The sequence below is a fragment of the Nocardia anaemiae NBRC 100462 genome, assembly GCF_001612725.1.
GTDB classification, from domain to species: Bacteria; Actinomycetota; Actinomycetes; order Mycobacteriales; family Mycobacteriaceae; genus Nocardia; species Nocardia anaemiae.
The window spans coordinates 341,474-364,753 of sequence record NZ_BDAZ01000017.1; the positions used below are offsets into that span (position 1 = coordinate 341,474).

19 protein-coding genes and 1 tRNA gene are annotated in these 23,280 nt (G+C 66.0%); 9 read left to right on the top strand and 11 right to left on the bottom strand.

Annotated features, from left to right (window positions below):
• Positions 1 to 2 precede the first annotated feature (2 nt).
• Positions 3 to 938, bottom strand: coding sequence for a MaoC/PaaZ C-terminal domain-containing protein (locus NA5_RS12480; RefSeq protein ID WP_157110358.1), 936 nt, complete (start codon positions 936 to 938; stop codon positions 3 to 5).
• 63 nt (positions 939 to 1,001) lie between these two features.
• Positions 1,002 to 1,583 carry a helix-turn-helix domain-containing protein gene (locus tag NA5_RS12490; protein WP_062985261.1) on the bottom strand — a complete coding sequence of 194 codons (582 nt, stop codon included), beginning with the start codon at positions 1,581 to 1,583 and terminating at the stop codon, positions 1,002 to 1,004.
• An 87-nt stretch (positions 1,584 to 1,670) separates the two neighbouring features.
• Here NA5_RS12490 and NA5_RS12495 point away from each other — a divergent pair, with 87 nt between their 5' ends.
• The 3 genes from NA5_RS12495 (at position 1,671) to NA5_RS12505 (ending at position 3,712) form a co-directional block, all read left to right on the top strand.
• Entirely contained in the window at positions 1,671 to 2,168 is a 498-nt protein-coding gene (locus NA5_RS12495; protein WP_062985263.1) for a DinB family protein, read from the top strand.
• 21 nt (positions 2,169 to 2,189) lie between these two features.
• Positions 2,190 to 3,206 carry an alpha/beta fold hydrolase gene (locus NA5_RS12500; RefSeq protein WP_062985174.1) on the top strand — a complete coding sequence of 339 codons (1,017 nt, stop codon included), beginning with the start codon at positions 2,190 to 2,192 and terminating at the stop codon, positions 3,204 to 3,206.
• A gap of 308 nt (positions 3,207 to 3,514) precedes the next feature.
• Positions 3,515 to 3,712 (top strand): hypothetical protein, encoded by a 198-nt coding sequence (locus NA5_RS12505; RefSeq protein ID WP_062985176.1) that lies wholly within the window; start codon positions 3,515 to 3,517, stop codon positions 3,710 to 3,712.
• Positions 3,713 to 3,928: 216 nt separating this feature from the next.
• Here the strand turns inward: NA5_RS12505 and NA5_RS12510 are convergent, their stop codons facing one another.
• Together NA5_RS12510 and NA5_RS12520 are read right to left on the bottom strand one after the other, a co-directional pair.
• On the bottom strand, positions 3,929 to 5,896 hold the full coding sequence (locus NA5_RS12510; protein ID WP_084484080.1) for a serine/threonine-protein kinase: 1,968 nt from the start codon (positions 5,894 to 5,896) through the stop codon (positions 3,929 to 3,931).
• Positions 5,897 to 6,990: 1,094 nt separating this feature from the next.
• Positions 6,991 to 7,063: transfer RNA gene (locus NA5_RS12520), tRNA-Ala, on the bottom strand.
• 122 nt (positions 7,064 to 7,185) lie between these two features.
• Between NA5_RS12520 and NA5_RS12525 the strand changes: the two genes are divergently transcribed.
• From NA5_RS12525 to NA5_RS12535, 3 genes are all read left to right on the top strand, one after another.
• A complete protein-coding gene (locus tag NA5_RS12525) occupies positions 7,186 to 8,679 on the top strand; it encodes an HNH endonuclease signature motif containing protein (protein WP_062985182.1) in 1,494 nt (497 codons plus the stop codon).
• Positions 8,680 to 9,839: 1,160 nt separating this feature from the next.
• On the top strand, positions 9,840 to 10,172 hold the full coding sequence (locus NA5_RS12530; RefSeq protein ID WP_062985184.1) for a transglycosylase family protein: 333 nt from the start codon (positions 9,840 to 9,842) through the stop codon (positions 10,170 to 10,172).
• Between the two features lie 397 nt (positions 10,173 to 10,569).
• Positions 10,570 to 12,528, top strand: a complete 1,959-nt coding sequence (locus tag NA5_RS12535) for an MFS transporter (RefSeq protein WP_062985186.1) — start codon at positions 10,570 to 10,572, stop codon at positions 12,526 to 12,528.
• Positions 12,529 to 12,561: 33 nt separating this feature from the next.
• Here NA5_RS12535 and NA5_RS12540 read toward each other — a convergent pair whose 3' ends face one another.
• The 6 genes from NA5_RS12540 to crcB (NA5_RS12565) all read right to left on the bottom strand — a co-directional run bounded on the left by NA5_RS12540 (position 12,562) and on the right by crcB (NA5_RS12565) (position 18,044).
• The gene (locus NA5_RS12540) at positions 12,562 to 13,299 is read right to left on the bottom strand and encodes a DsbA family protein (protein ID WP_371856404.1); all 738 of its coding nucleotides are present in this window, start codon (positions 13,297 to 13,299) and stop codon (positions 12,562 to 12,564) included.
• Positions 13,300 to 13,425: 126 nt separating this feature from the next.
• On the bottom strand, positions 13,426 to 14,766 hold the full coding sequence (locus tag NA5_RS12545) for an MFS transporter (protein ID WP_371856408.1): 1,341 nt from the start codon (positions 14,764 to 14,766) through the stop codon (positions 13,426 to 13,428).
• Between the two features lie 283 nt (positions 14,767 to 15,049).
• Complete coding sequence (gene pgm / locus NA5_RS12550) at positions 15,050 to 16,690, bottom strand: phosphoglucomutase (alpha-D-glucose-1,6-bisphosphate-dependent) (protein WP_062985188.1); 1,641 nt, start codon at positions 16,688 to 16,690, stop codon at positions 15,050 to 15,052.
• Positions 16,691 to 16,737: 47 nt separating this feature from the next.
• Complete coding sequence (crcB, locus tag NA5_RS12555; protein ID WP_062985189.1) at positions 16,738 to 17,100, bottom strand: fluoride efflux transporter CrcB; 363 nt, start codon at positions 17,098 to 17,100, stop codon at positions 16,738 to 16,740.
• Positions 17,097 to 17,471 (bottom strand): DUF190 domain-containing protein, encoded by a 375-nt coding sequence (locus NA5_RS12560; protein WP_062985190.1) that lies wholly within the window; start codon positions 17,469 to 17,471, stop codon positions 17,097 to 17,099. Before NA5_RS12560 ends, crcB (NA5_RS12555) begins: the two co-directional genes overlap by 4 nt.
• A gap of 33 nt (positions 17,472 to 17,504) precedes the next feature.
• Positions 17,505 to 18,044 (bottom strand): fluoride efflux transporter CrcB, encoded by a 540-nt coding sequence (gene crcB, locus NA5_RS12565; protein ID WP_245672201.1) that lies wholly within the window; start codon positions 18,042 to 18,044, stop codon positions 17,505 to 17,507.
• 82 nt (positions 18,045 to 18,126) lie between these two features.
• Between crcB (NA5_RS12565) and NA5_RS12570 the strand changes: the two genes are divergently transcribed.
• On the top strand, positions 18,127 to 19,407 hold the full coding sequence (locus NA5_RS12570; RefSeq protein WP_084484081.1) for a lipase family protein: 1,281 nt from the start codon (positions 18,127 to 18,129) through the stop codon (positions 19,405 to 19,407).
• A 235-nt stretch (positions 19,408 to 19,642) separates the two neighbouring features.
• Here NA5_RS12570 and NA5_RS12575 read toward each other — a convergent pair whose 3' ends face one another.
• Positions 19,643 to 21,142 carry an MFS transporter gene (locus tag NA5_RS12575; RefSeq protein WP_062985192.1) on the bottom strand — a complete coding sequence of 500 codons (1,500 nt, stop codon included), beginning with the start codon at positions 21,140 to 21,142 and terminating at the stop codon, positions 19,643 to 19,645.
• 116 nt (positions 21,143 to 21,258) lie between these two features.
• Here NA5_RS12575 and NA5_RS12580 point away from each other — a divergent pair, with 116 nt between their 5' ends.
• Both NA5_RS12580 and NA5_RS12585 read left to right on the top strand, forming a co-directional pair.
• Complete coding sequence (locus NA5_RS12580) at positions 21,259 to 21,933, top strand: TetR/AcrR family transcriptional regulator (RefSeq protein ID WP_062985194.1); 675 nt, start codon at positions 21,259 to 21,261, stop codon at positions 21,931 to 21,933.
• A 56-nt stretch (positions 21,934 to 21,989) separates the two neighbouring features.
• On the top strand, positions 21,990 to 23,280 hold a 1,291-nt coding region (locus NA5_RS12585), incomplete at its 3' end, for a D-arabinono-1,4-lactone oxidase (RefSeq protein ID WP_062985196.1).

The window sequence follows — 23,280 nt, forward strand, 5'->3', positions numbered from 1 at the left end:
GACTATTGGTGCAGGTCGTCGAGCGCATAGGCGATGCGTCGATCGGCCAGCTCGTACCGCGAACTGCGCCCCTCCGGAACGGCACGATGTACTAATCGGTCAGAGCGACACTGGCTGCTGCCCTGCCCAATATCGTTGCCCCGTCGCAGTGCGCGGCGAGCGCTACCGTTGCGCGGGATGCGCCGGGATTCCACCGCCGCGACCGTGCCGGTGAATTCGATCGCGGCGGCTCGGCGTGTGGTGACGTGAACGGGGTGGGCGAAAACGGCGGAATAGTCGAGTATCGCGGTCGGCTGGCCGATCCAGGCGGTCAGCGCGGCGGCACCCAGGCCCATGGTGAGCATGCCGTGCGCCAGGACACCGGGAGCGCCTGTGGCGCTGGCGATATCGTCGCTCCAGTGGATCGGGTTGAGGTCGCCGCAGACGCCCGCATAGTTGACGAGTTCGCCGCGTGTCAGGCGAAAGGTCCGCGACGGGAAGCGCTGTCCCGCAGCGGTATTGCGTGACAGACCACCGGCTGGGCTCGACGGGACGGACGGATCGGCCGCCGAGGTGCCGGGCGGCCCCGGCTTTGGTACCGGAATATCCTGCAGGGCAATGTTTTTCGCAATCTCAGTGAGTCGTTCTCCCTCGTTCCCGCTACGCCCGGCGAGAGTGGTGTGCACGGTCTGCACCGGTCCGGTGTCGCGATCGCTGATCACGGTGGTCAGTGCGATGATGTCGCCGCCGGTGATCGTGCGCCACGAGTCCACAGTGATCTCGTGGGTGAGCCGGTCACCGACGACGAACTGCGCACGCTGCTCGGGTCCGCCGGATTCGGGGAGATTCACCTCACTCGCATCGACGGCGCCTTCCAGCTCGCCACCGCAGTCCGTCCCGCGGATACCTCCGACAGCACCGGCACCGAACCCGCGGAACATCTTCGAGACGACTCGCACGCGTAGGACTCCAGCCGCCCATCGTCGGCCGACCGGTTTCTCGCAGTCGGCGATGCCGGAAGCTCACCGATGCGGGTCGGCGCGGACGTGTGCACGCATCCCCTGCAGGCCGAACAGGATGAGTAGTTCCACCACGCCGCCGTCGGCGCTGCCCAGCCAGTGCGGCAGGGATGTGTCGAATTCGGCTGCCTCACCGGGCGGCAAGGTCAGGTCGCGCTCACCGAGCACCAGGCGCAGGCGTCCGTTGAGCACGTACAGCCATTCGAAGCCGTCGTGCGTCTGCGGAGTCGGTTCGAGCGGTTCCGGCCGCGCGGGAATGATCATTTTGAACGCCTGTATCCCACCCGGGCGCCGGGACAGCGGCACGAAGATCATCCCGGACCGTCGGATCGGTTTCAGGTGGATTCGCGGATCGCCGGTGCGCGGGGCGCCGACGAGGTCGTCGAGCGGAATGTCGTAGGTGCGGGCCAGCGGCAGCAGCAACTCGAGGGTCGCTCGGCGCTGCCCGCTCTCCAGCCGGGAAAGGGTGCTCTCCGATATCCCAGTGCTCGCCGCGAGGTCGGCGAGGGTGATGCCGCGCTCGCGCCGCAGCGCACGCAGCCGTGGCCCCACCGCGTCGAGTACATCGTCGGTTTCGCGATCCACGAGGCCATCTTGCCGGAACAGCAAGATTCGGTGCCAGATCGTGGTGTGCGTGGCGAAACTGAGCGGGTGCCGACGGAAGGAGCCTCGATGAACACCACGCGTCGTCAACGCCGCCGCGATACCGCGCCGCCGCGGACCGGGAGCAGCGAGACCGAAACCCTGCGCGGCTTCCTCGACTACCTGCGCGCCGCGATCGCCGCGAAGGTCGACGGCGCACCCGAACCACAGGTGCGAACAGCCGCGGTGCCATCGGGCACGAACCTGCTCGGCCTGCTCCAGCACCTGACCTTCGTCGAACGCTCGATGTTCCTCGGGGACAACGTCACCGACTGGCAGGCGACATTCCAGCCCGCACCGGCCGACAGCGTGGCCGATGTCCTCGCCCGCTACCGAGACGCGGTCGAGTGCGCCAACGAAGTACTCGACGGCTGCACCGATCTCGGCGCACCGGTCCCTCGACCGCGGTCGGCCCGTCCCGCTCCCAGCATCCGCTGGGCACTGATCCACATGATCGAGGAGACCGGCCGCCACGCAGGCCACGCGGACATCCTCCGCGAACTGATCGACGGCAGCACCGGCCGCTGACTTCATCCAGGACAGGACCACATGATCACCGCAACCCGGCCGCACGGCTTGCTCCACTCCACGCGCGCGGTCGCCACCATCGCACTCGCGCTCCTGCTCACGATGGGGACCGCGGCCTGCTCGACGACAACCCCCGCCATCCCCTCCTACGCCGCAGCCACGCACGGGGATACCAAGTTCGAGAACACTTTTCAGCACAAGTTCACCGATGTAGACGGCGTCCGCATGCACTATGTGACCGGCGGCCACGGCACGCCGGTGGTGCTGATCCACGGCTGGCCCCAGACCTGGTACGGCTGGTGGCCGATCATGCCCGCGCTCGCCGAACGCCACACCGTCTACGCCGTCGACCTTCCCGGACTGGGTGACAGCACCGGCGAACCGACCGGCTACGACAAGGCCACCCTCGCCCGGTACGTGCACACCCTGATCGCCGACCGGCTCGGAGTGCGCGACGCCCGGATCGTCGGACACGACTGGGGTGCCGCCATCGCGTTCGAGTACGCCGACCAGTTCGCTGCCGACACCGCTCGCCTCGGCTACCTCGACCTGCCGCTCCCCGGCCCGGCGATCGACGCACGCACCTACCGCACGCTGAGCTGGCACATCGCCTTCCACTCCCAGCCACGGGTCCCCGAGGCGATCGTCGGCGACCACGTCCGCGAGTACCTGGCCATGTTCTACCCGCAGGTCTCCTTCGGCGGCACGGCATTCGGCGGCACCTCGCAGCGGTCCCCGTTCACCGACGCCGAGATCGACGAATTCGCCCGCACCTACAGCAGGCCCGCGGCACTATCGGGCGGCTTCCAGCTCTACCGCACTCTCGACGAGGACGTCCGCGACACCGTGGCGGACCCACCGACATCCGTCCCGACCCTGCTCCTGACCGCCCAGGGCCAACTCGACGCGATCCGAGCCACCGTCTCTCCGCGCCTGACCAACATCGTGCGAGCCGTGGACGTCCCGCACGCGGGGCACTGGCTCGTCGAGGAGAATCCCCAGTTCGTCACCGCGGAACTCGAGCATTTCCTCGACTGACGACGCCAGGTCCGGCTCGCGGCACAGCCTCGAACTGGTCCGACCGTTCACGGCAAGCCGCGACCGCCAGCCAGGGAGGGTGCGGGTTTTCACCCTGGGGTGGGTGTTGCGCGATCCGTTCACAGACGAAGATCGACCCTGTCCACGTCGTAATCGATACCGCGCCCGGGGAAGTGATGCAGATGCCTCTTGCTGATCAGTTTCTGTCTGCTCGTCCCGAGACCGAATCGCGGTCAGAGAGGCCGACGTCTGCCACGCAGAGCTCGGATTCGAGCCACGAATCGATCCCTCGGACGTCCGGCAGGCGAATGTACTCGCGTGCCCGGCGCGGCATCCTGTTGTCGGTGGCGCTCACCGGTGGACTCATGCTGTTCGGCCCCAGCGTCTTGGGGGTGTCAGGGTCGCTGCCGCTACCGGCACTACCGGCCTCCGCGTCGCTGTTCGATGCCGCCTCCCAAAGCCACGGGCATCCGTTGATGCTCAGCTGCCGTCGCTTCGACTGCTGACTCAGTTCCCGACCGCGCCCGGGGTAGTTCTCCGAATCCATGGCCAGAGCCACCGCCCCCGGCTATGCCGGGTCTGGTGCGGTCGAACGGAAAGCCGCCACCGCCTGCACTGACCATGCCCGCGCGTCGAAGACCAGTTGGCTGCGTCAGTCCGCGTGACACAAGTTATCGACGTGTGGTCGACGCTGCCTTGCCGACGCGGCGGAATATCGGCGTCTACAGCGGATTCCCTTTGAACCAATCGAACAGTCCATGATCGGTCTTGGGACGGTTGGAGGGGGAATCGGGACCGACGGAAGAAGCTTGGATGGCGATGTCGCTGCTCTGATCCAACGCAACGAGCGTCGGCGAGGGATCGGTGACGCAGGTGACGACGGTCGTGCCATTTCGAGTCGCCGGTTGCTCGGGAGCCGCTGTGCCGTCGCACGCGCGCCCGCCGGACTTCCTCATGACACCATCGAAAAACTGGGTCGCGATCGCATGGTTGGGGAATTGGAAGAACATTGCTGTCGGCGTACCGAACTCGTCGCCGAAGCATAGAACGGCGGCAGTCGCATCGCTCTCGGGTGCCTCGTGTCGACAGTATCGCCTGTCGTAGGCCTTGGGCAGTTCGGCGATCAGAGCGCGGTCGGCCTCGGTGTAGAAGTCCGGGTCCCTCGGAGTGGTCCGGAATTGCGAATTCCCCTCTCCCGTGTCGTGCACTGTCCAGTACAAGTTGGCGCTACCGCCCACCGACTCGGTGAAGGAGAAAACCGCCATGCTCATGGCCGCGTCGTCGGTCTGGATCACCTCCGCGGTCGGCGGTGTCGTCGTGTCATTCGTGAAGCAGGCCATTCGCCCGACCTCCCTGCCTGCCCTCGTCGCGGGGCCGTCGTGGCCGGGCGGATACCCCGGACAACTGCTGGCGGGTGGCACCAAGCCGCGATAGACCTTGTCCATTGCGTCGGCGTTGGGAAACAGGGAGAACTCCCCGCTGGGCACACGGATTTCGGGAATCTCGTCGCAGGAGAGATGGGCTTTCTCCCCGAGAATCGCCTGTGGGTTCCGGTGGTGACAGATGGTGCCGTCGTACGGATCTTCCAGAAGCTTCAGCAGGGTGATGTCGGCATCGGTGAAATCGGATTTCGCCGCTGGTGGAGTCGGTGGGGTCGGTGGTGCGGACTTGTGGAGCAGCGGCCATGCTCCGACGGCCACGACAGCCGCGACGGCTGCGGCAGCGGCGATCCAGAGGCGGCGTGGCTGGCGCCTGCGGGCCGAGACAGATCGCGCCCGGGGCGTGGAGGTCGCCCGGGGCGTGGGATGCGCCGCCACGGTGGGATCGTATTGGCATGCGGCAAGGGGACTGTCGTCTTCGGCGTCGCCGGGAGACGATGCCAGTGCGGCGTAGGCGGCGGCGGCCAGTTCACCGGCGCTGGCATAGCGTTTATCGGGCGACTTCGCCATTCCGCGCGCGACGACAGCGTCGATCGAGACGGGGATCCCTGGTGCGTAGCTGCTCGTTCGGGGTGGACGTTCGACCATGTGGGCCCGCATGATGGCGGCGTCGCCACCGTCGGTCGAGTAAGGGCGAGTTCCGGTCAGGCATTCGTGCAACACGCACGCCAGGGCATAAACATCGACAGCCGGGGTAGCTGGGCCGGTTCGGAAACGTTCGGGTGCCATGTAGTTGAACGAGCCGATCGCCGATCCGGTCTGGGTCAGGCGTTCGTCGGTGTTCGTGTTGGCCAGGCCGAAGTCGGCCAGGTAGGCGAACCCGTCGTGGGTGAGCAGGATATTGTCCGGCTTGATGTCACGATGGATCAGGCCGTCGTGGTGTGCGGCGTCGAGTCCGGCTGCGATCTGGCTGATCACCGAGACAGCTTGCTCGGGCGACAGCGGGCCGTGGGCTCTCAGCACGGTGCGGAGGCTGTCGCCGTGCACGAGTCGCATGTCGATGTAGAGCAGCCCGTCGATCTCACCGTAGTCGTGGATCGGGATGACATGGGGCTCCTGCAGCAGCGCCGCGATGTGGGATTCGCGCCGGAATCGGGCCCGGTAGACCGGGTCGTCGGCCAGCTGTTCGGGCAGCACTTTCACTGCGACCACCCGGCCCTTGGTGGTGTCGAGCGCCTCGAATACCCGCCCCATCCCACCGGACCCGATCAGCCGCCGCAAGCGATATTTCCCGAACGTCGACCCTGGCATCAGTGGCGGCCGTAGCGTGTTCACGACTGCGGCCTTTTCGGCGAAAGCGCGACCCCGCTGCCACACGATCTATGCCCCTTCGCGTCGTAATTCGACAGTGGTGGCCTGCGTGCTACGACTGCTCGAGAATCGACCGGCTCTCGCGTCGACACATCCAGCGAATGCTGATGACGCACTGCTGATGTCGGCACCGTCTCGTTCCACAGCCTCGCCTGGAGGATTCGGTTCCCCGCGTGCCGCGCGCAGCGTACGGCACGCGGCCGGTACTGCCATCGCTCCGACGAACGGGCAGCCGGAGAACGCCTGCAGAAACTCGCGTCCGGGTGGATACGGCAACGGCACTGCCCGAGCGGCCCGCGGACGGCACGCTGGCCGGACCGCCACCACCCGTGCGTTGGGGTCGAGTGCAAAGCTCATCGCCTCCGCGACCAGTTCGCGGCCCTTCTCGTAGAGAAAGGTGTAACGCCGCGGGTGGCATCGGCTCGGTCGCGAACCTCCGTGACAAAGGTGGACGACATTCCTGAACTCCTGGGAAGCTGGTTCGTGTATCGGTGCGCGATGGGTGAGGTCTGCCGCTTCGTTGTCGCAGCCTCGAGAAGAATCTTCGACGTCGGCGCTCGTCCCGAATAGCCACCATAGGTGGAGATCGTTTTCACCCTGGGGCAACATCTCACGCCCTGGGTGGCGCACAGAACGGCTGGTCGGCGGCGATTCCACCATCAGATGGCGGACCAACTCGGCGACCAACGCCTCGATGATCCGCACCGCCACACCCCTGCCCCGTTCCGGGTCGGCCGAACCGGGCTGGAGATCGAAAGGTGCAGTGCTACAGGATAGTTCAGCTCGCGGAAGCATCGCATCCAGTCCGCCGACGGCTGCCCCACCTACCATGCAGCCCATGTCCGCGACCGGGCGGTCATAGACCCGTATCGGGACCGAGGTCGGCGAGAGCATCACCCGATCGGCCACGTCCGGCGACACTGAAAAGACCGTCTAAGACGGTCCACAAAGCAAGCTCTCCCCGTTGGCAAGATGCACCTGGAATACAAGAAAGACCCGGCATACATACCGGGTCTTTACCTACATAAACTAAGTGGAGCTAAGGGGACTCGAACCCCTGACCCCCACACTGCCAGTGTGGTGCGCTACCAGCTGCGCCATAGCCCCGAATGGGTTGCCGTCGGGTTTCCCTGACTGCCTGAACGAAGTTACACCACTGGCGTGTCGGCAACCAAATCGCCTTGATTCGGGGGTGGCGGAGAGGGTTGTTCGACCGTAGACTCGAACACATGTTCGATAGCGATGATCTCGCATCCTTGGACTTCGGGGCCATGACAGACGACGGGTTGATCGAGGCCTTGCGGGCGGCGCATGGGCGGGCGGCGGTGGCGCAGGCGGCCGAGGTGTTCGCGGTGCGGGAGTTGTATCGACGGCATCGCGCCGAGAGTGCGGAGCCGGGGCCGGGCGGGGTTCGGGCTGGCGAGTTCGCGGCGAGTGAGGCCGCGGTGGCACTGCAGGTCGATGAGGGGACGGCGGGGGCGTTGATCGATATCGGTCTGGCACTGGAGGATTCGTTGCCGCGAACGCGGGCCGCGTTCGCGGCGGGACGGATCGATCTGGCCAAGGTGCGGGTGATCGTGGACAACACCCGGGCGGTGGCGAGGGAGGTGTTGGACGCGTTGGAACCGCGACTGCTCGAAGCGGCGGCGCGGAACAATCCGGTGCGGCTGCGGCAGGCGGCCCGACGATGGGCGGCGCGATTGGATCCCGGCGGCACACAGCGGCGGCGGGAGCTGCGGCAGGACGAACGCGACGTTCGGCTGCGAGCCGTGCAGGACAGCATGGCCGTATTCGACGGGCTACTCCCCGCGCCGGGTGCGCAGACCGTGGCGATGCGGCTGCGCGAGATGAGTATGCAGGTGTGCGGATCGGATGCGCGGACTATGCCGCAGCGGCGGGCGGACGCCCTGGTGGCGCTGGCGGATGGTTCCGGGCGGCTGAAATGCCAGTGCGGACGCGGTGAACGTTGTCCGAAGTTCGGTATGCCGATCGAACAACCGCGCAAGCCCTTGATCCAGATCGGGATTCCCGCGGACACGCTGCTCGGAATGCAGGAGGCTCCGGCGTTTCTGGCCGGGTACGGGCCGATCGATGCGGCACTGGCCCGGATTCTGGCCGAACACGCACGCTTTCAGGTCATTCCGGAACGCGCGAACGTCGACGACGAGGCGGAGGCGCTGCAGTGGCGGCCATCGCCTCGGCTGGAGCGCGAGGTGCGCGCGGTCGACGGCATGTGCCGCTTTCCCGGATGCGTCATGCCCGCCGCCGAATCCGAACTCGACCACAATCATCCCTTCGACCACCAGCGGCCCGATCGCGGCGGACACACCATCCGCACCAACCTTGCCGCACTCTGCACCCGGCACCATCGCCTGAAAACGTTGGCGGACAGCAAAAGACTGCCCTGGCGCGTCTGGCGCACCGATCCGGACCGCCTCCAATGGACCGTGCCGACCGGCGATGTCCACTCCACAATCCGCGAGGGCGCGCGATACCTGTTTCCGCGCACCGACACCGACGCCCCCGTCACCCCCTACACCGGCCGTCCCCACTCCGAATCCCCTCCCGCAATCCCCATCCGCTCTACCGACCGACCACCCGCCGAAGACATCGCCTATCCGCTCGACGGCTACATAGTCATCCACGGCCAACTACGGCGAATCCGCCCCGAAGACGAGATCCCCGACGACCACCCCGAGCCAGCCCAGTTCCGCGGCCACTGACCGGCCATTCGGCTCCGATCGAGTCCCCGTGGCTGCCCGGCCCCGCCCTTCCGCTCCGATCAGTAAGCAGGGGCTGTCGGATACCGATCCACGCCGAGCGGCTAGCAGGGGCTATCGGGTACCGACCCGTTCCAAGCGGCTAGCAGGGACTATTGGATACCGACCCGCTCGAGCAGCTAGCAGGGGCTATCGGGTACCGACCCGCTCGAGCAGCTAGCAGGGGCTGTCGGGCCCGATCCACTCGGAGCGGCTAGCGGGGTTGTCCGGATGCCGGATCCACTCCAAGCAGCTCGCACGGCGACTCCGATGCACGGCCCCACTCCGAGCCGTTCGTCGAGACCACCCCGACGCCCCCCATTCCAGCGGCTTTCGCGGCTGCCGGAAGCACTCGAGCCACGCCGAGCCAGTCGAGCCCAGGCACAAGGTCCGTGGCTTCGTCGCCGATGCAAGTGACCGCGCACGGCAGTGTCTCCCAGTCGCCGTTCGCAACCCATATCGCCACTCCGCCCCATCGTCGCTCGTAACGCCACATCGTCATTCACGGCGCAGCGTGTCCGATTGCACGGGGTCGGCAAGACCTATGCGCCGTCGGCATCGCCGGACATCAGAGTCCGCCCAGTGACCTGCGTGCGCCACCCACGCACGTGGGCGAGGTAGCCCGCACCCCGGAGCTAGCGTCACAAATCACCCATATGCCGCAAAACTCGATTTGTTGAACCTCTAACCGAGCCAAGCGTCATTCACAAATACCTCGAGAGATGACAACTTCACCATCAGCATCGAATCGAACGCGCCGCGAAACCGGACATACACCCCAGGATTCGGCGCTCAAACGCGATCCAGGTCACGATTTCATAGTGATACCGAACACATAACGTAACTATCACGAACGGTCGTATATATACATTTTTACGCATTCGAACTGGGCGAATATCGGTATTCCGCAGTTGAGGTCGAGGCAATTCGGACGTTATCTCAACGTGATCTGTCGCGAATTCTTCGCTAGCGTCGTCGGCAGCCCGGATCAACGCGATGGGCTCGAACTCGAACCGCTGAACGCCGGTAACCCTGCCCCGCGGTTTCGAGGGTCCCCGATACCGCTGGGGGCAGGGACACGGCGGAAGTCCGCCGATGCCGAGCGGGCGCAGCCAGGAATCCACATGACTCAGAACCGCAAGTTCACCCGTGCCCTTGGAATCGCCGCCGTCGCCGGTGCCATCGCCGCCGTTCCGTTCGGCCTGTCCACCGCCACCGCATCGGCCTCCGGCCACAACTGGGACGCTGTCGCACAGTGCGAGAGCGGTGGCAACTGGGGCATCAACACCGGTAACGGCTTCGGCGGCGGTCTGCAGTTCACGCAGAGCACCTGGGCGGCCAACGGCGGCTCGGGCAGCCCGAGCAACGCCAGCCGCGAGGAGCAGATCCGCGTCGCGGAGAATGTGCTCGCCACCCAGGGCCCGGGCGCTTGGCCCGTGTGCGGCGCTTACCTGTAAGCCCGAATAGACCTGACGGGGTCCGTGCCTGCTGGCACGGACCCCGTTGTCGTCAGCACCGTCGAACGAATTCGCCAGTGCCGGAATTATTTCCAGCAACCCGGTGAGCAACCGCCGTCCAATTCCGCCGAACATCCGCCCCCATCGGAATCGAAACCTCCTCTGCGGCGGCCTAATTCATAATGCCCACCCCACCTCCAAATGCTTGTGGCGTCAACCAATAGTCCCACTCATCGGTACCGTTCATTCCAATCGCGCAAATCGAGCGTTCTCATGGTCCGAAACACCTGCGGGCAGTGATCCATCTCACTACCCTGTGTCCACCCGGCAACTCGTCCTGATCCACATACGGTTCAGGTCCTTTACGAAATGCCGTGGCTAGAAAGGCATCTCGACCATGAGCTCGACCCAGACCGCAGATCCCCCGACCCTGCTCACGGGGCTGTGGCAACGCAAGCTACCGCACTATCCAGATACACCCGCCCGTTCCTGGTACCTGGCCGTCGTGGTCATCGCCTCGATCGCGCTCTACTACCAGTTGTTCGTCACCGGCGCCGTTGGCAATGAACTCATCGGCTACTTCGACCTGTCCTTCGCCTACTTCGTCTGGATCTTCATCATCGGCGCCGCCTTCGGCGCGGTGGCCTCGGTGCTGGCGGGCGTGCTGGATCGATGGGGGCGGGCGAATATCGTCGCCTACGGCGTGGTGATCTGCTCGCTGCTGACCCTGTTCGCGGTGCCCGCGACGACCACCAAGGAACAGTACCTATTGGTGTACTGCCTGGTCAGCATTGTCGAGGGTGCGGTGCTGGTGGCCACACCCGCACTGATTCGTGACTTCTCCCCGCAACTGGACCGGGCATCGGCAATGGGCTTCTGGACGCTGGGACCGGTCATCGGCGCCCTGGTCACCACACACATCTCCACCCACACGCTCGACGCGCATCCCGACTGGCAGTACCACTACCGGCTCTGCGGTGTAATCAGCCTCGTCATCGCGGTGGTAGCGGTGATCGGATTACGCGAGCTCAGTCCACAACTGCGCGACCAGATCATGGTGACATTGCGCGACCGTGCGCTGATCGAGGCCCGCGCCCGCGGTCTGGACGTCAAGGAACTCGAGCAGGGTGTGTGGCGACAGATGTTGCGCCCCAACATCATCGGCTCGGCGTTGGCGATCAGCCTGTTCCTCGCCTTCTTCTACACCATCGTGTCGTTCCTACCGGTGTATATGGCGACGAACTTCGGCTTCAGTCCGGCCAAAGCCAATGCGCTCGGCAACTGGTACTGGGCCGCCAATGCGGTCGCCTTGGTGCTGGCCGGGATCGTGTCGGACAAACTCAAGGTGCGCAAGCCGTTCATGATCGTCGGCGCGCTCATCAGCATCGTCGGCATGTACCTGTTCATCGGCTATACCGATCAGCCCGACACCGATTACTACTCGTTCGCAACCGTTTTCGTGATCATCGCGGTCGGCACGGGCATCGCCTACTCCACCTGGATGGCGAGCTTCACCGAAACGGTCGAGGCCCGTAATCCGGCCGCGACCGCGGTGGGTCTCGCGGTGTGGGGCGGCACGCTGCGCAGCGTCGTCACGGTGGTGCTGTTCGGGTTGTTGATCGTGGTGAACGCGGCCGGTCCGCTGGTCAATTACGGCCCGCGGCTGTCGGAGATCGCGCACAAGTACGCCCAGCAGCTCGCGACCATCCAGACGGTCGGCACGGAAACCCTTGCGGCACTGCAGCAGAACCCCGGTGATCAGGCCGCACAGGTAACCGCGCTGACCAAACTGACCGGCGCGTCACCGGTCGATATCCAGACCACCGTCGGTCTCAACACCCGCTACCCGCAGGAGGTGGCGACGCTGCAGGCCATCGATTCGGCGACACTGGCCACGCTGACCACGAATCCGGCCGACGCGAACGCGGGTCTGGCGGCGGTCGGACAGGTCGCCAAGAAGTTCGGCATTCCGGTGGATCAGGCAATCGCACGTCTGCAAGCCGTGCAGCAGATTCCGGCCGCCGACCTCGCGGTGGCGGCGACCGTCGGGCCCAAACTGGCGCAGGCGACTACGCAATTGCAGTCGGTCGGCACCATTCCGGTCGATGATCAGGCCTATCTGGGCGCACACGCCAAGGAAGTGCAGCAGGCGCAAGCCGATTCACCCGTGCAGTGGGAGCGCTGGTGGTGGATCTGCCTGGCCGCGCAGGTTGTGTTCCTGCCGTTCGTCTTCCTGATGGCGGGACACTGGAGTCCGAAGAAGGCGACCGCGCAGGCCAAGGCTCACGACGAACTCGTCGAGCGCGAATTGGCCGAGATCGCGAAGGGTGAGCCGGAGCCGGAACCCGCCGGATAGGTGCGTCGTGCCGGGCGGTTGCGCCCGGCACGATCACTTGGTCAGGTCGAGGACCCATTCGTGGTTGTTCACGTCGACCTTGTTCTTGCCGTCGAACACGGCGGGCGTGGCGACCTCGCCGTTGGCATCGGTCAGCGCGGCGCGTGCCATTTGTGCGTGGATCTTCGCCGCGTCGAGTTTCGCGCCGGAGCTGATGCACTGCACCGCCTCCAGCGAGGCGCCCGATTCCTTCGCGACATTCGCGAGATCGTCATTGCTGAGATCCGCGCCGCCTTCCTTCGGCTGCTTCGAGGTGAACAGCAGCGCGTGGAATTTCGAATACACCGGACCCGAACCGGTATCGGCGACACACTCGTTCGCGGCGACCGCGCGGGTCGAATAGTCCTTGCTCTTCGACTTCGGGTCGAGGAAGGTCACGAGGTGGTAGCGGACGGCGAGTTTGCCCGCATCCAGCTGCTGCGCGATCTCCTGACCGTAGAGCCGTTCCAGCGCACCGCAGGACGGGCACAGCGGGTCCTCGTACACATCGATGGTCTTCACCGCGTCGGGGCGACCGAGGAGAATCGTGCCGTTGTTCTGATCCAGGACCGCGTGCACGTCCGCGCTGTGCACCGACCCGTATCCGTCATTGCGGATCGTGGCGTCGTCGCGCCCCCACCGGAAGGCCAGGATCACGATCAACACGATGAGCGCGAGCGCCACGCCACCCAGGGCATATGTGGTCGCACTGGACATCGGCCGCGGCGTGTACTTCGATCCCGAATCGCTCACCCCGACCACTCTGCCCCAACCGAACCCCACCCCGTGCACGGGGTGGGTTCTGGACCGTTGATCACCATGTATGCCTGCAGGCAACGTCGAGAGCGCCTCCGGGGTTACATGATGATCAGACGGCCATCAGTGTGAGGCGTAGTTGTTGCCTTGGGGGGTGGGGGTGTCGACGAGGCGCTCGGGGGCTTCGGGGCCGCCGTAGGTGTAGTCAGGTGGGGATTCCGGGACGGCTTCCACTTTCGATTTCGCAGGTCGTCGGTGTAGTGGTTCCGGGACGAGTGTCCAGATGGCGGCTGCGACGGCGAGTAGTGCGCCGGTCAGGGCGAGGGCCAGGCCGTAGGAGAAGTTTTGGGCGACGGCGCCTACCGCGACGGGGCCGATGACGGTGCCGAGGTCGGCGGCCATTTGGAACCCGGCGAGGACCGGGCCGCCGCGGGCCTTCGGTCCGATGACGTCCGCGACCGCCGCCTGTTGGGCGGGGGTGAACATGCCCGAGCCCAGCCCGGCCACGAATGAGGTCGCCAGCAGCCAGGGCAGGTTCGATGCGAGACCGAGTCCGGCGGTACCGGCCGCGCAGATCAGGGATCCGATGATCAGGAAGGGCTTGCGCCCGAAACGGTCGGAGAGCCTGCCGGATGCGAAGAGTACCGCAACATTGCCCGCGGCGAACACCGTCAGGGTGACACCGGCCATGCCAGGTTTCTGATGTAGCACTTCGACAACCAACAGGGGCACCAGCGCCATCCGCACACCGAAAACCGCGGCGCCATTGGCGAAATTGGACAGCAGTACCGCCCGATACTCCGACCGCGCCAATCCCTCCCGGAACGACATCAACCGCAGCCCACCGACCGGTTCCGGTGCGGCCAACGTCGAATGCCGCAGATTCACATAGACCACCGCGGTAGCGAGCAGCAGCGCCGCCGCGTAGATCAGGAACGGCGCCCGCAACCCGAGCCCGGCGAGCGCACCGCCGACCAGCGGTCCGCTCACCGACCCGATCAGAAAACTCGTCGACCACAGCCCGGACACCCGCCCGCGCTGCGCGGGCGGCGACATCCGGATCACCAGCGCCAGCGACGACACCGTGAACATGGTCGACCCGACCCCACCCGCCGACCGCAAAACCAGCAGCTGCCAATAACTCTGGGCAAAGGCACTGGCCCCGGTCGACACCGCGACAATCAACAAACCCCCGAGATACACCGACCGTTCCCCGAGCCGCTGCACCAATCGCCCGCTGACCGGCGCGAACAGCAGCCGCATCAACGCAAACGCACTGACAATCGCCGAAGCCGCGGCAACCCCGACCCCGAACCCCCGAGCAAACTGCGGCAAAACCGGCGCCACCAGACCGAACCCGACGGCGATAACAAACGAAGCCCCGACCAACACCCAGATCTCAACCGGCAACGCCCTGGACACCACCCCACTCGCCCCAGCCCCGCCCTGCCTCGCCGGTTTCAACTCCTGCGCCGATCCCGCAGGCACTGCGGCCCCCGAAACACCTGCTGCCGCGGCCGAAGCCCCGGAACCCACCGATCCCGCCCCACCCGAAGCCGCCACCCCCGAAATACCTGCTGACTCGGCCGAGGCTCCCGAACCTAGCGCCCCCGCCCCACCCGAAACCGCTGCCATCCCCGACGTCTTCGCCAATCCCACTGGTACTCCAGAGTCTGCCCCGCGCGCTGGCCCCGACGCCGCCGAAGCTCCCGAACCCAGCGACCCCGACAACCCCGCAGTCGATCTATCACTCACCGGACAGCGCCTGCCCCACCACTTCTTCCGCGGCCGCTTGGACCTGGGTCAGGTGTTCGGGGCCCTGGAAGGACTCCGCGTAGATCTTGTACTTGTCTTCGGTGCCGGAGGGGCGGGCGGCGAACCAGGCGTTTTCGGTGGTGACCTTCAGGCCGCCGAGTGGGGCGCCGTTGCCGCGGGCGCGGGTGAGGACCGCGGTGATCGGCTCACCGGCGATCTCCTTTGTGGTGATCATGTCCGGTGTCAACTTCCCGAGCAGTGCTTTCTGTTCCGGGGTCGCGGCGGCGTCGATGCGGGCATAGGCCGGACTGCCGTAGCGCTTCTCGAGTTCGACATAGCGCGCGGACGGACTCTGGCCGGTGACCGCGGCGATCTCGGTGGCCAGCAGGGCGAGCAGGATGCCGTCCTTATCGGTGGTCCACACGGTGCCGTCCATCCGCAGGAACGATGCGCCCGCGCTTTCCTCACCGCCGAAAGCCAAACTGCCACTGAACAATCCGGGCACGAAGAATTTGAAGCCGACCGGCACCTCGTACACATCGCGCCCGAGCACGCTGACCACCCGGTCGATCATCGACGAGCTCACCGCCGTCTTGCCGATCTTGGTGAGCGCATCCCAACCCATCCGATTCGCGACCAGATATTCGATGGCGACCGCGAGGAAGTGGTTCGGATTCATCAGTCCGCCATCGGGTGTGACGATCCCGTGCCGGTCCGCGTCGGCATCGTTGCCGGTGGAGATGTCGTAGTCGTCCTTGATCGCGATCAGCGAGGCCATCGCATAGCGCGAGGACGGATCCATCCGGATCTTGCCGTCGGAATCCAGCGTCATGAACCGCCAGGTCGGATCGACGAACGGGTTGACGACCTCGAGTTCGAGGTCGTAGCGCTGCCCGATCTCCTCCCAGTAGTCGACACTGGCCCCGCCCATCGGATCGGCGCCCAGCCGGATCCCGGCACCGCGAATGGCGTCCAGGTTCAACACATTCGGCAGATCCGCGATGTAGTGGTCGAGGTAGTCGTAGCGCTCGACGCAATTCTCCAGCGCATGCCGCAGTGTGGTCCGCCGCACCCCGGACAATCCGCTGCGCAACAGCTCGTTGGCGCGGTCGGCGATGGCGTCGGTGGCCTTGGTATCGGCCGGACCGCCGTGCGGTGGGTTGTATTTGAAGCCGCCGTCGCGCGGCGGGTTGTGCGACGGCGTGACGACGATGCCATCGGCCTGATGCTTGGCCCCACCGCGGTTGTGCCGCAACACCGCATGACTCAGCGCGGGCGTCGGGGTGTAGCGATCGCGGGCGTCGATCATCGTGGTCACATCATTGGCGGCCAGCACCTCGAGCGCGGTGGTCCACGCGGGTTCGGACAAGGCGTGGGTATCGCGGGCCAGATAGACCGGACCGGTAATCCCGCGCGTGGCACGGTATTCCACGATCGACTGGGTGATGGCCAGGATATGCGCCTCGTTGAACGCAGTGTCCAGACTGGAGCCCCGATGCCCCGAGGTGCCGAAGGCCACCTGCTGTGCGGGCTCGGCCGGATCCGGGATGCGGCTGTAGTAGGCCGTCACCAGACGCGCGATGTCCTCCAGGTCGGTGGGGCGCGCGGGTCGCCCGGCTCGATCATGGGCCATGCTCGGGTCTCCCTTCCGTGTCGGCTGCGCCCGGCTCGTCATCAAAATCATGTCCACAACCACTGGGTCGTGGCCGCGGCGAGGTACACCGCGGTCAAGCTGGTCACGACGCTGAGCACCACATTGCCCACCGCATAGGCGTAGGCGCCTTCGGCCGCGAGCCTGATCGTCTCGTAGCCGAAGGTGCTGAATGTGGTCAGCGCACCGCAGAAACCTGTTCCCGCGGCAGCCAACAGCCAACTGTTCGCGTCGGCGCCGATCAATCCACCGAGCAACGCCGAACCGACAATGTTAACGGTCAATGTGCCCAGCGGCAGCAGAGATTCGAATCGCGCGGCCATCGCGCGGTCGATCAGATATCGCGTCGGCGCACCGAGCATGCCACCGACCAGGACGAGCACCACCATCATCGGGCGACCCCCGGACTCGGCTGCCAGATCTCGACCTCGGACAATGCGACGTTCACCCCGACGAGCACCTCGGAATTCTGTTCGACGAAGGCGCGCAAACGCTCGGCCTCGTCGATGATCATCACCAGTACGGGTAGGTGTTCGGCCAGATCGAGGATCCGACTGGTGTGGATGCGCGAGGACGAGCCGTAACCCTCCACGCCGCGCCACACGCTGGCACCGGCCAGTCCGGTGTCGCGGGCGCGCCGCACGATCTCGTGGTACAGGGGCCCGTGCCGCCACTTGTCGTCCTCGTCGAGCAGCACCGTCAGCCGCGCCGCCGACTGCCACTGTCCCGCCGCCGGATCACTACCCGTCGGTGCATCTTTCATCGCCTGACCCCCTTCCGTCGCGCTCTCCACTATTCAACTCGTCCGCCGTGCCGTACCAGTAGCCCACCGTGCCGAAAATATGCCGAGCACAACCGCCCCCAGGCCCGCCACCACCGTCCCCCCGAGATAGCCGAGCGCCTCGACCGCCGCACCCGATTCGAGCAGTCTACGAACCTCGACACTGTAGGTGGAAAAAGTGGTGAAGCCGCCGAGCACGCCGATACCGAGAAATGGGCGGAGCAGTCTGTGGGCTACCCACACCTCGGTGATCAGAACCATCAGAATTCCGATCGCAAAGCATCCCACGACATTGATCGCGAAGGTCGCCCAGGGGACCTGATGCGGTCGCGTGGGCCAACACACGCCGATGCCGTAGCGCGCCAGCGCGCCGAGACCACCGCCGAGCGAGATCACCACCAGCACCGACGGCTCGACGGCAGGGGTGCGGGCTCGCTGACCCATGCGCTGACCTCCTGCCGAGCCGAATGTCACCGGCGCAATGCTACGGTCGGGTCGGTCGAGCCGAACATCCGGTACGACGGCAAGCACCATGAACAGCCCGTTCGTTGACATGGCGGCACCGAGAACGTACGAATGCCTGGAAGGTTTGGCCGAAGTTCCCACCTACCCCTACGGACACAGGTCGGGAGCGATGATGGCGGCACGATCGGCGATACCCGAAGCGCCTCGGAATACGGCGAAAAACGGGCGCCAGCAACTGTTCGGCAGATCGATTCGCGGCAGCTGGGGACCTTCGGTCCGGAGACTCGGCATCGCGGCATTGGCGGTCGCGCTGGCCGGGCTCGGTTACCCGGCACCCGCCGTGGCGCAGGCGCTGTATCCCGTTCCGGAGCCGGACGGATTCTATTGGGCGCCACCGGATGTCGGCAATTTCCAGCCCGGTGATGTGATCCGCAGTCGACCGGTGGCCGCGGCGGGCTTTCCCGGCGCGACGGCATGGCAGTTGCTGTACCGTTCGACCGATTCGACTGGCGATCCCATCGCGGCCATGACCACCCTGCTGGTACCCGCGGGCGGCGGACTGAACCGGCCGCTGGTCTCGTATCAGCCGTTCGTCAACTCGCTCGGCATGCAGTGCGCGCCATCGCACGCCATCTTCAACGGCACGATGCAGGAGGCGCCCGCGCTCAATCTGCTGCTGGCCCGCGGCTGGGCCGTCGCGATTCCCGACCATCTCGGACCGACCAGCGCCTATGGCGCGGCCCGCCTCGGCGGCCGACTGACCCTGGACGGAATACGCGCGGTAAAGCGTTTCCCGCCAGCCGATCTCGCGGGTAGTCCGATCGGGATGGCCGGATATTCGGGCGGCGGGATGGCGACCGGATTCGCTGCGGCGATGGCACCGGAGTACGCGCCGGAGCTGCCGATCGTCGGGGTCGCGCAGGGCGGCGTTCCGGTGAATATCGGCAAGCTGGCCCGCGATGTCGGCGTGCGGCCGAGCCCGCTGTTCGGCCTGGGTTTCGCGGCCGCGGTCGGGCTGGAGCGCGAATATCCGGCCCAGCTGCCGATGGAGCGGATCCTCAATCCCGCGGGTCGGGCACTGCGCGACCAGATCGCCAATGCCTGCGCCCCGGAAATCATTGCGGCGGGCGCGGATAAATCCTTCGACGACGTCTTCAACGGCTCGATGTTCGAGGCCGACCCGGACACCGTCCGGATCCTGCACGAGAACAGCCTGGAGACCTATCCCGGTGCGCCGCGCATTCCGGTGTACGCGTGGAACGGCGCAAACGACCCGGTGGACCCGTGGCTGGCCCGCGAGGTGATGGGCCGCTACTGCGCGGCGGGCACGCCGGTGCTGTTCGACCTGATCCCGGGAACCGACCACGGTTCGGCGATATTCGCCGGTACACCACGGGCATTCAACTATCTGTCCGACCGGTTCGCGGGACTCCCGGCCCCGAGCAACTGCTGACACGGACACAACACCGCGCCCGCGTCGACAACAACGCGAGCGCGGTGCGTTCGGACAGACCGTGAGAGAACCCCTCACCAGACCACAACGGAGCGAGTCTTACGAGCGAGGAGTTCGCGGCCCGTCTCGCGTCCGAGCCGTCGAAGCGCATGCGACGAAGTCGCAAGTCTCGACGGCTCGGACGCGAGACATCCGGGGGCCGCGAACACGCCGCGCCGCAGGCGCGGCCGAATACTCAGTGCACGATTACGGGTTCACCCTCCGACGGAGCCGGAACCGTATTCGGCATCAGGAATCCGGTGATCACCGCTCCGGCCACGAAAATCGCAGTGGCCCACCAGAAGCTGGTCGTGTAGCTCTCGATCTGGGCCTGTGCCACGGCCAGCGGACCCGGCGTATGCGATGACAGGTAGTCCGTCGCGGCCGAGGCGGCGATGGTGCTCAGCAGCGCCGTGCCGATCGAGCCGCCGACCTGCTGGCTGGTGTTGATCATCGCCGAGGCGACACCGGCATCCTCGTGGTGCACACCGGCCGTCGCGCCCTGGAACGCGGTCGACATCGCGCCACCGAGACCGAGACCCATCAGGATCAGGGCGGGCAGGATATTGGTGACATAGCTGCTGTCCAAGCTGATCTGGGTCAGCCACGCCATGCCGAAGGCGGCGACAAGGAAGCCACCCGCGACCACCATCTTCTGGCCGACCTTCGGCAGCAGCAGCGAGGGCACCGTGGTCGAGGAGGCGACCATGCCCGCCACCATCGGCAGGAATGCCAGACCGGTCTTGATCGGCGAGTAGCCCATGCTCAGCTGCATGTAGTAGGTCAGGAACAGGAAGATCGCGAACATTCCGATGCCCATGACGAACACCGTCAGGAACGAACCGCCGCGGGTGCGGTCCAGCACGATGCGCAGCGGCAACAGCGGATTCGCGACCCGGGTCTCGAGCGCCACGAACACTGCGAGCAGTGCCGCGCCGCCGATCAGGAAACCGAGGGTGACCGGGTTACCCCAGCTGGTCGATTCGGCGTGCGAGAAACCGTAGACGATGCCGAACAGCGCGGCCGTCACCACGACAGTGCCGGGAATATCGAGCTTCGGCCGCTCGGTCACCACATGCTTGGCCAGCAGCAGCACCGCGCCGGTCAGCGCGACCGCGGCGAAGCCGAGGTTCACGAACATCACCCAGCGCCAGGAGGCCCATTCGGTGAGCATGCCGCCGAGCAGCAGACCGATGGCGCCACCGGCACCGGCGACCGCACCGAAGATGCCGAACGCCTTGGCCCGCTCACTCGGTTCGGTGAAGGTCACCGTGAGCAGCGACAGGGCAGCGGGGGCGAGCAGCGCGCCGAAGACACCCTGTCCGACCCGGGCCGCGACCAGCATTTCGAAGCTGGTGGCCGCACCGCCGACCGCGGAGGCGACGGCGAATCCGATCAGGCCGATAATGAAGGTGTTACGTCGGCCGAACAGGTCACTGAGTCGGCCACCGAGCAGCAACAGGCTGCCGAAGGCCAGGGCGTAGCCGGTGACGACCCACTGCCGGTCGCCATCGCTGAAACCGAGGTCCTGTTGCGCTGCGGGCAGCGCGATATTCACGACGGTCGCGTCGAGCACAACCATGAGCTGAGCCACCCCGAGTACGGCGAGCACCCACCAGCGCAGGGCGTGCGAGCCGCGGCGGCCCGAGGCGGTTTTCTCGGGGGCGGGTGCCCCACGGTCCAACGTGGTAGTCATGTGTCCCCTTTGTCTCGAGGTTTGATCCGGAGGAACCTCCTCCGCTTAACCAGTAAGCTAACACAATAACGGAGACAACTCCTCCACTTAATCCCGCTTATTGCTAGGATGTGCCTGTGAATCCCGCCACTACCGTGCCTCCACCTCGGCGTCTACGCGCCGACGCTGCCCGCAATCAGCAGCGCATCGTCGAGGCAGCCCGCCAACTCTTCGCCGATCACGGCCTGGAGATCACCCTCGATGACGTGGCCGAACGCGCCGGGGTCGGCGTCGGCACCGTCTACCGGCGCTTCGCCAACAAGAAGGAACTGATCGCCGAGGTTTTCGAACAGAATGTCGGCGAATTCGCCGTCGCCGCCGAGGCCGCGGCCAAGCACCCCGACCCATGGTTGGGGCTGGTCCAGTTCTTCGAATACGCCTGCACCCATTTGGCTACCAATCGCGGCTTCAGCGAGGTGATGCTCGAACTCGAGGAGGACCCGGACCGCTTCGCGCAATTGCGCGACCGGATCAAGCCGACCATCGCCGCGGTCATCGATCGCGCGCGCGATGCCGGCGCACTGCAGCCCGATATCGAACCCTCGGACTTCTTCGCGCTGATCCATATGGTCGACGCGCTGGCCGAGTTCTCCAAGCCGGTTAATCCGAATACCTGGCAGCGCTATATGGCCATCGCACTCAATGGTGTACGCAGCGATGACACGCCGCGTCGACCGTTGCCGGTGCCCCCATTGACGGACGAGGAAGTCGAACAGGCCAAGTCGTTCGTCTGCGCGGGCCGCAAGCGCTAGCGCAAAAAACCGAAGGCATCTAGCGCTGGTCCGAGCCAGCCCTTACAGTTGGACGCATGACCAATTCGTGGGGGAACTGGGCCGGGGATCAGCAGTGCGCGCCAGCCGCCATCGCCGCCCCGCGCCATACCGAAGAATTGGCCGAGATCATCGGCCGCGCCGCCACCACCGGACAGACTGTACGCGTCGCCGGTGCGGGTCATTCGTTCACCGATGCGGTGCTGACCGACGGCATTCTGCTCGACCTCACGAAGCTGAACCGCATCCTCGAGGTGGACCGGCAGACCGGTCACGTTCGAGTCGAGGCGGGCATCACCCTCAACGCCGCGAGCAATGCGCTGCATCCGCTCGGCCTGGCCTTCCCGAATCTCGGCGATATCGACGTGCAGACCATCGCGGGCGCGACCGCCACCGCCACCCACGGCACCGGCGCGACGCTGCAAAACCTCTCGGCCGCACTGCAATCCATCGAAATGGTGCTCGCCGACGGCAGCCGGGTCGAGTTGAACGAGGAGTCCGATCCGGAGGGCTGGCGCGCGGCGCGGGTCAGCGTCGGGGCGCTCGGCGTGGTCAGCGCGGTCACCCTGCAGTTGGTGCCGTCTTTCGTGCTGGAGGGGATCGAGCGCCCGGTGCCGGTCGAGGAGGTCCTAGCGGATCTGGACTCCTATATCGACGGCAACCAGCATTTCGAGTTCTATATGTTCGGGCACAGTCCGCTGGCCATGACCAAGCGCAATAACCCCGTCGACCTGCCGGAACAGCCGCGCGGCAGGGCCGCGGACTGGTTCGCCGACATCCTGATGTCCAACTACGCCTTCGACGCACTGTGCCGACTCGGCAAGCGCCGGCCCCGGCTGGTGCCGTGGATCCATCGCGGCGCGGCGTACGCGGGCAGCTACCGCCGCCAAGTCGACCGCTCGTATCGAGTATTCGCCTCGCCCCGGTTGATTCGCTTCACCGAGATGGAATACGCCATCCCGCGCGAACATTCCGTAGCCGCCATTCGCGAGATCAAAGACCTCGCGACGCGCTTCGATACGTTGATGCCGATCGAGGTGCGCTGGGTTGCCCCCGATGACGCGTACCTCTCCCCCGCGAACGGGCGCGACACCTGCTACATCGCCGTACACCAGTACCGCGGCATGGACTTCGAACCGTATTTCCGCGCCTGCGAAGCGGTTTTCGACAAGTACAACGGCCGCCCGCACTGGGGTAAGCGCCACTTCCAGACCGCCGAAACACTGCGGCCGCGCTACCCGGATTGGGACCATTTCACCGAGGTACGCCGCCGCTTCGACCCCAAGGGCCGCTTCGCCAACGGCTACGTCGAACGGGTGCTGGGCTCTA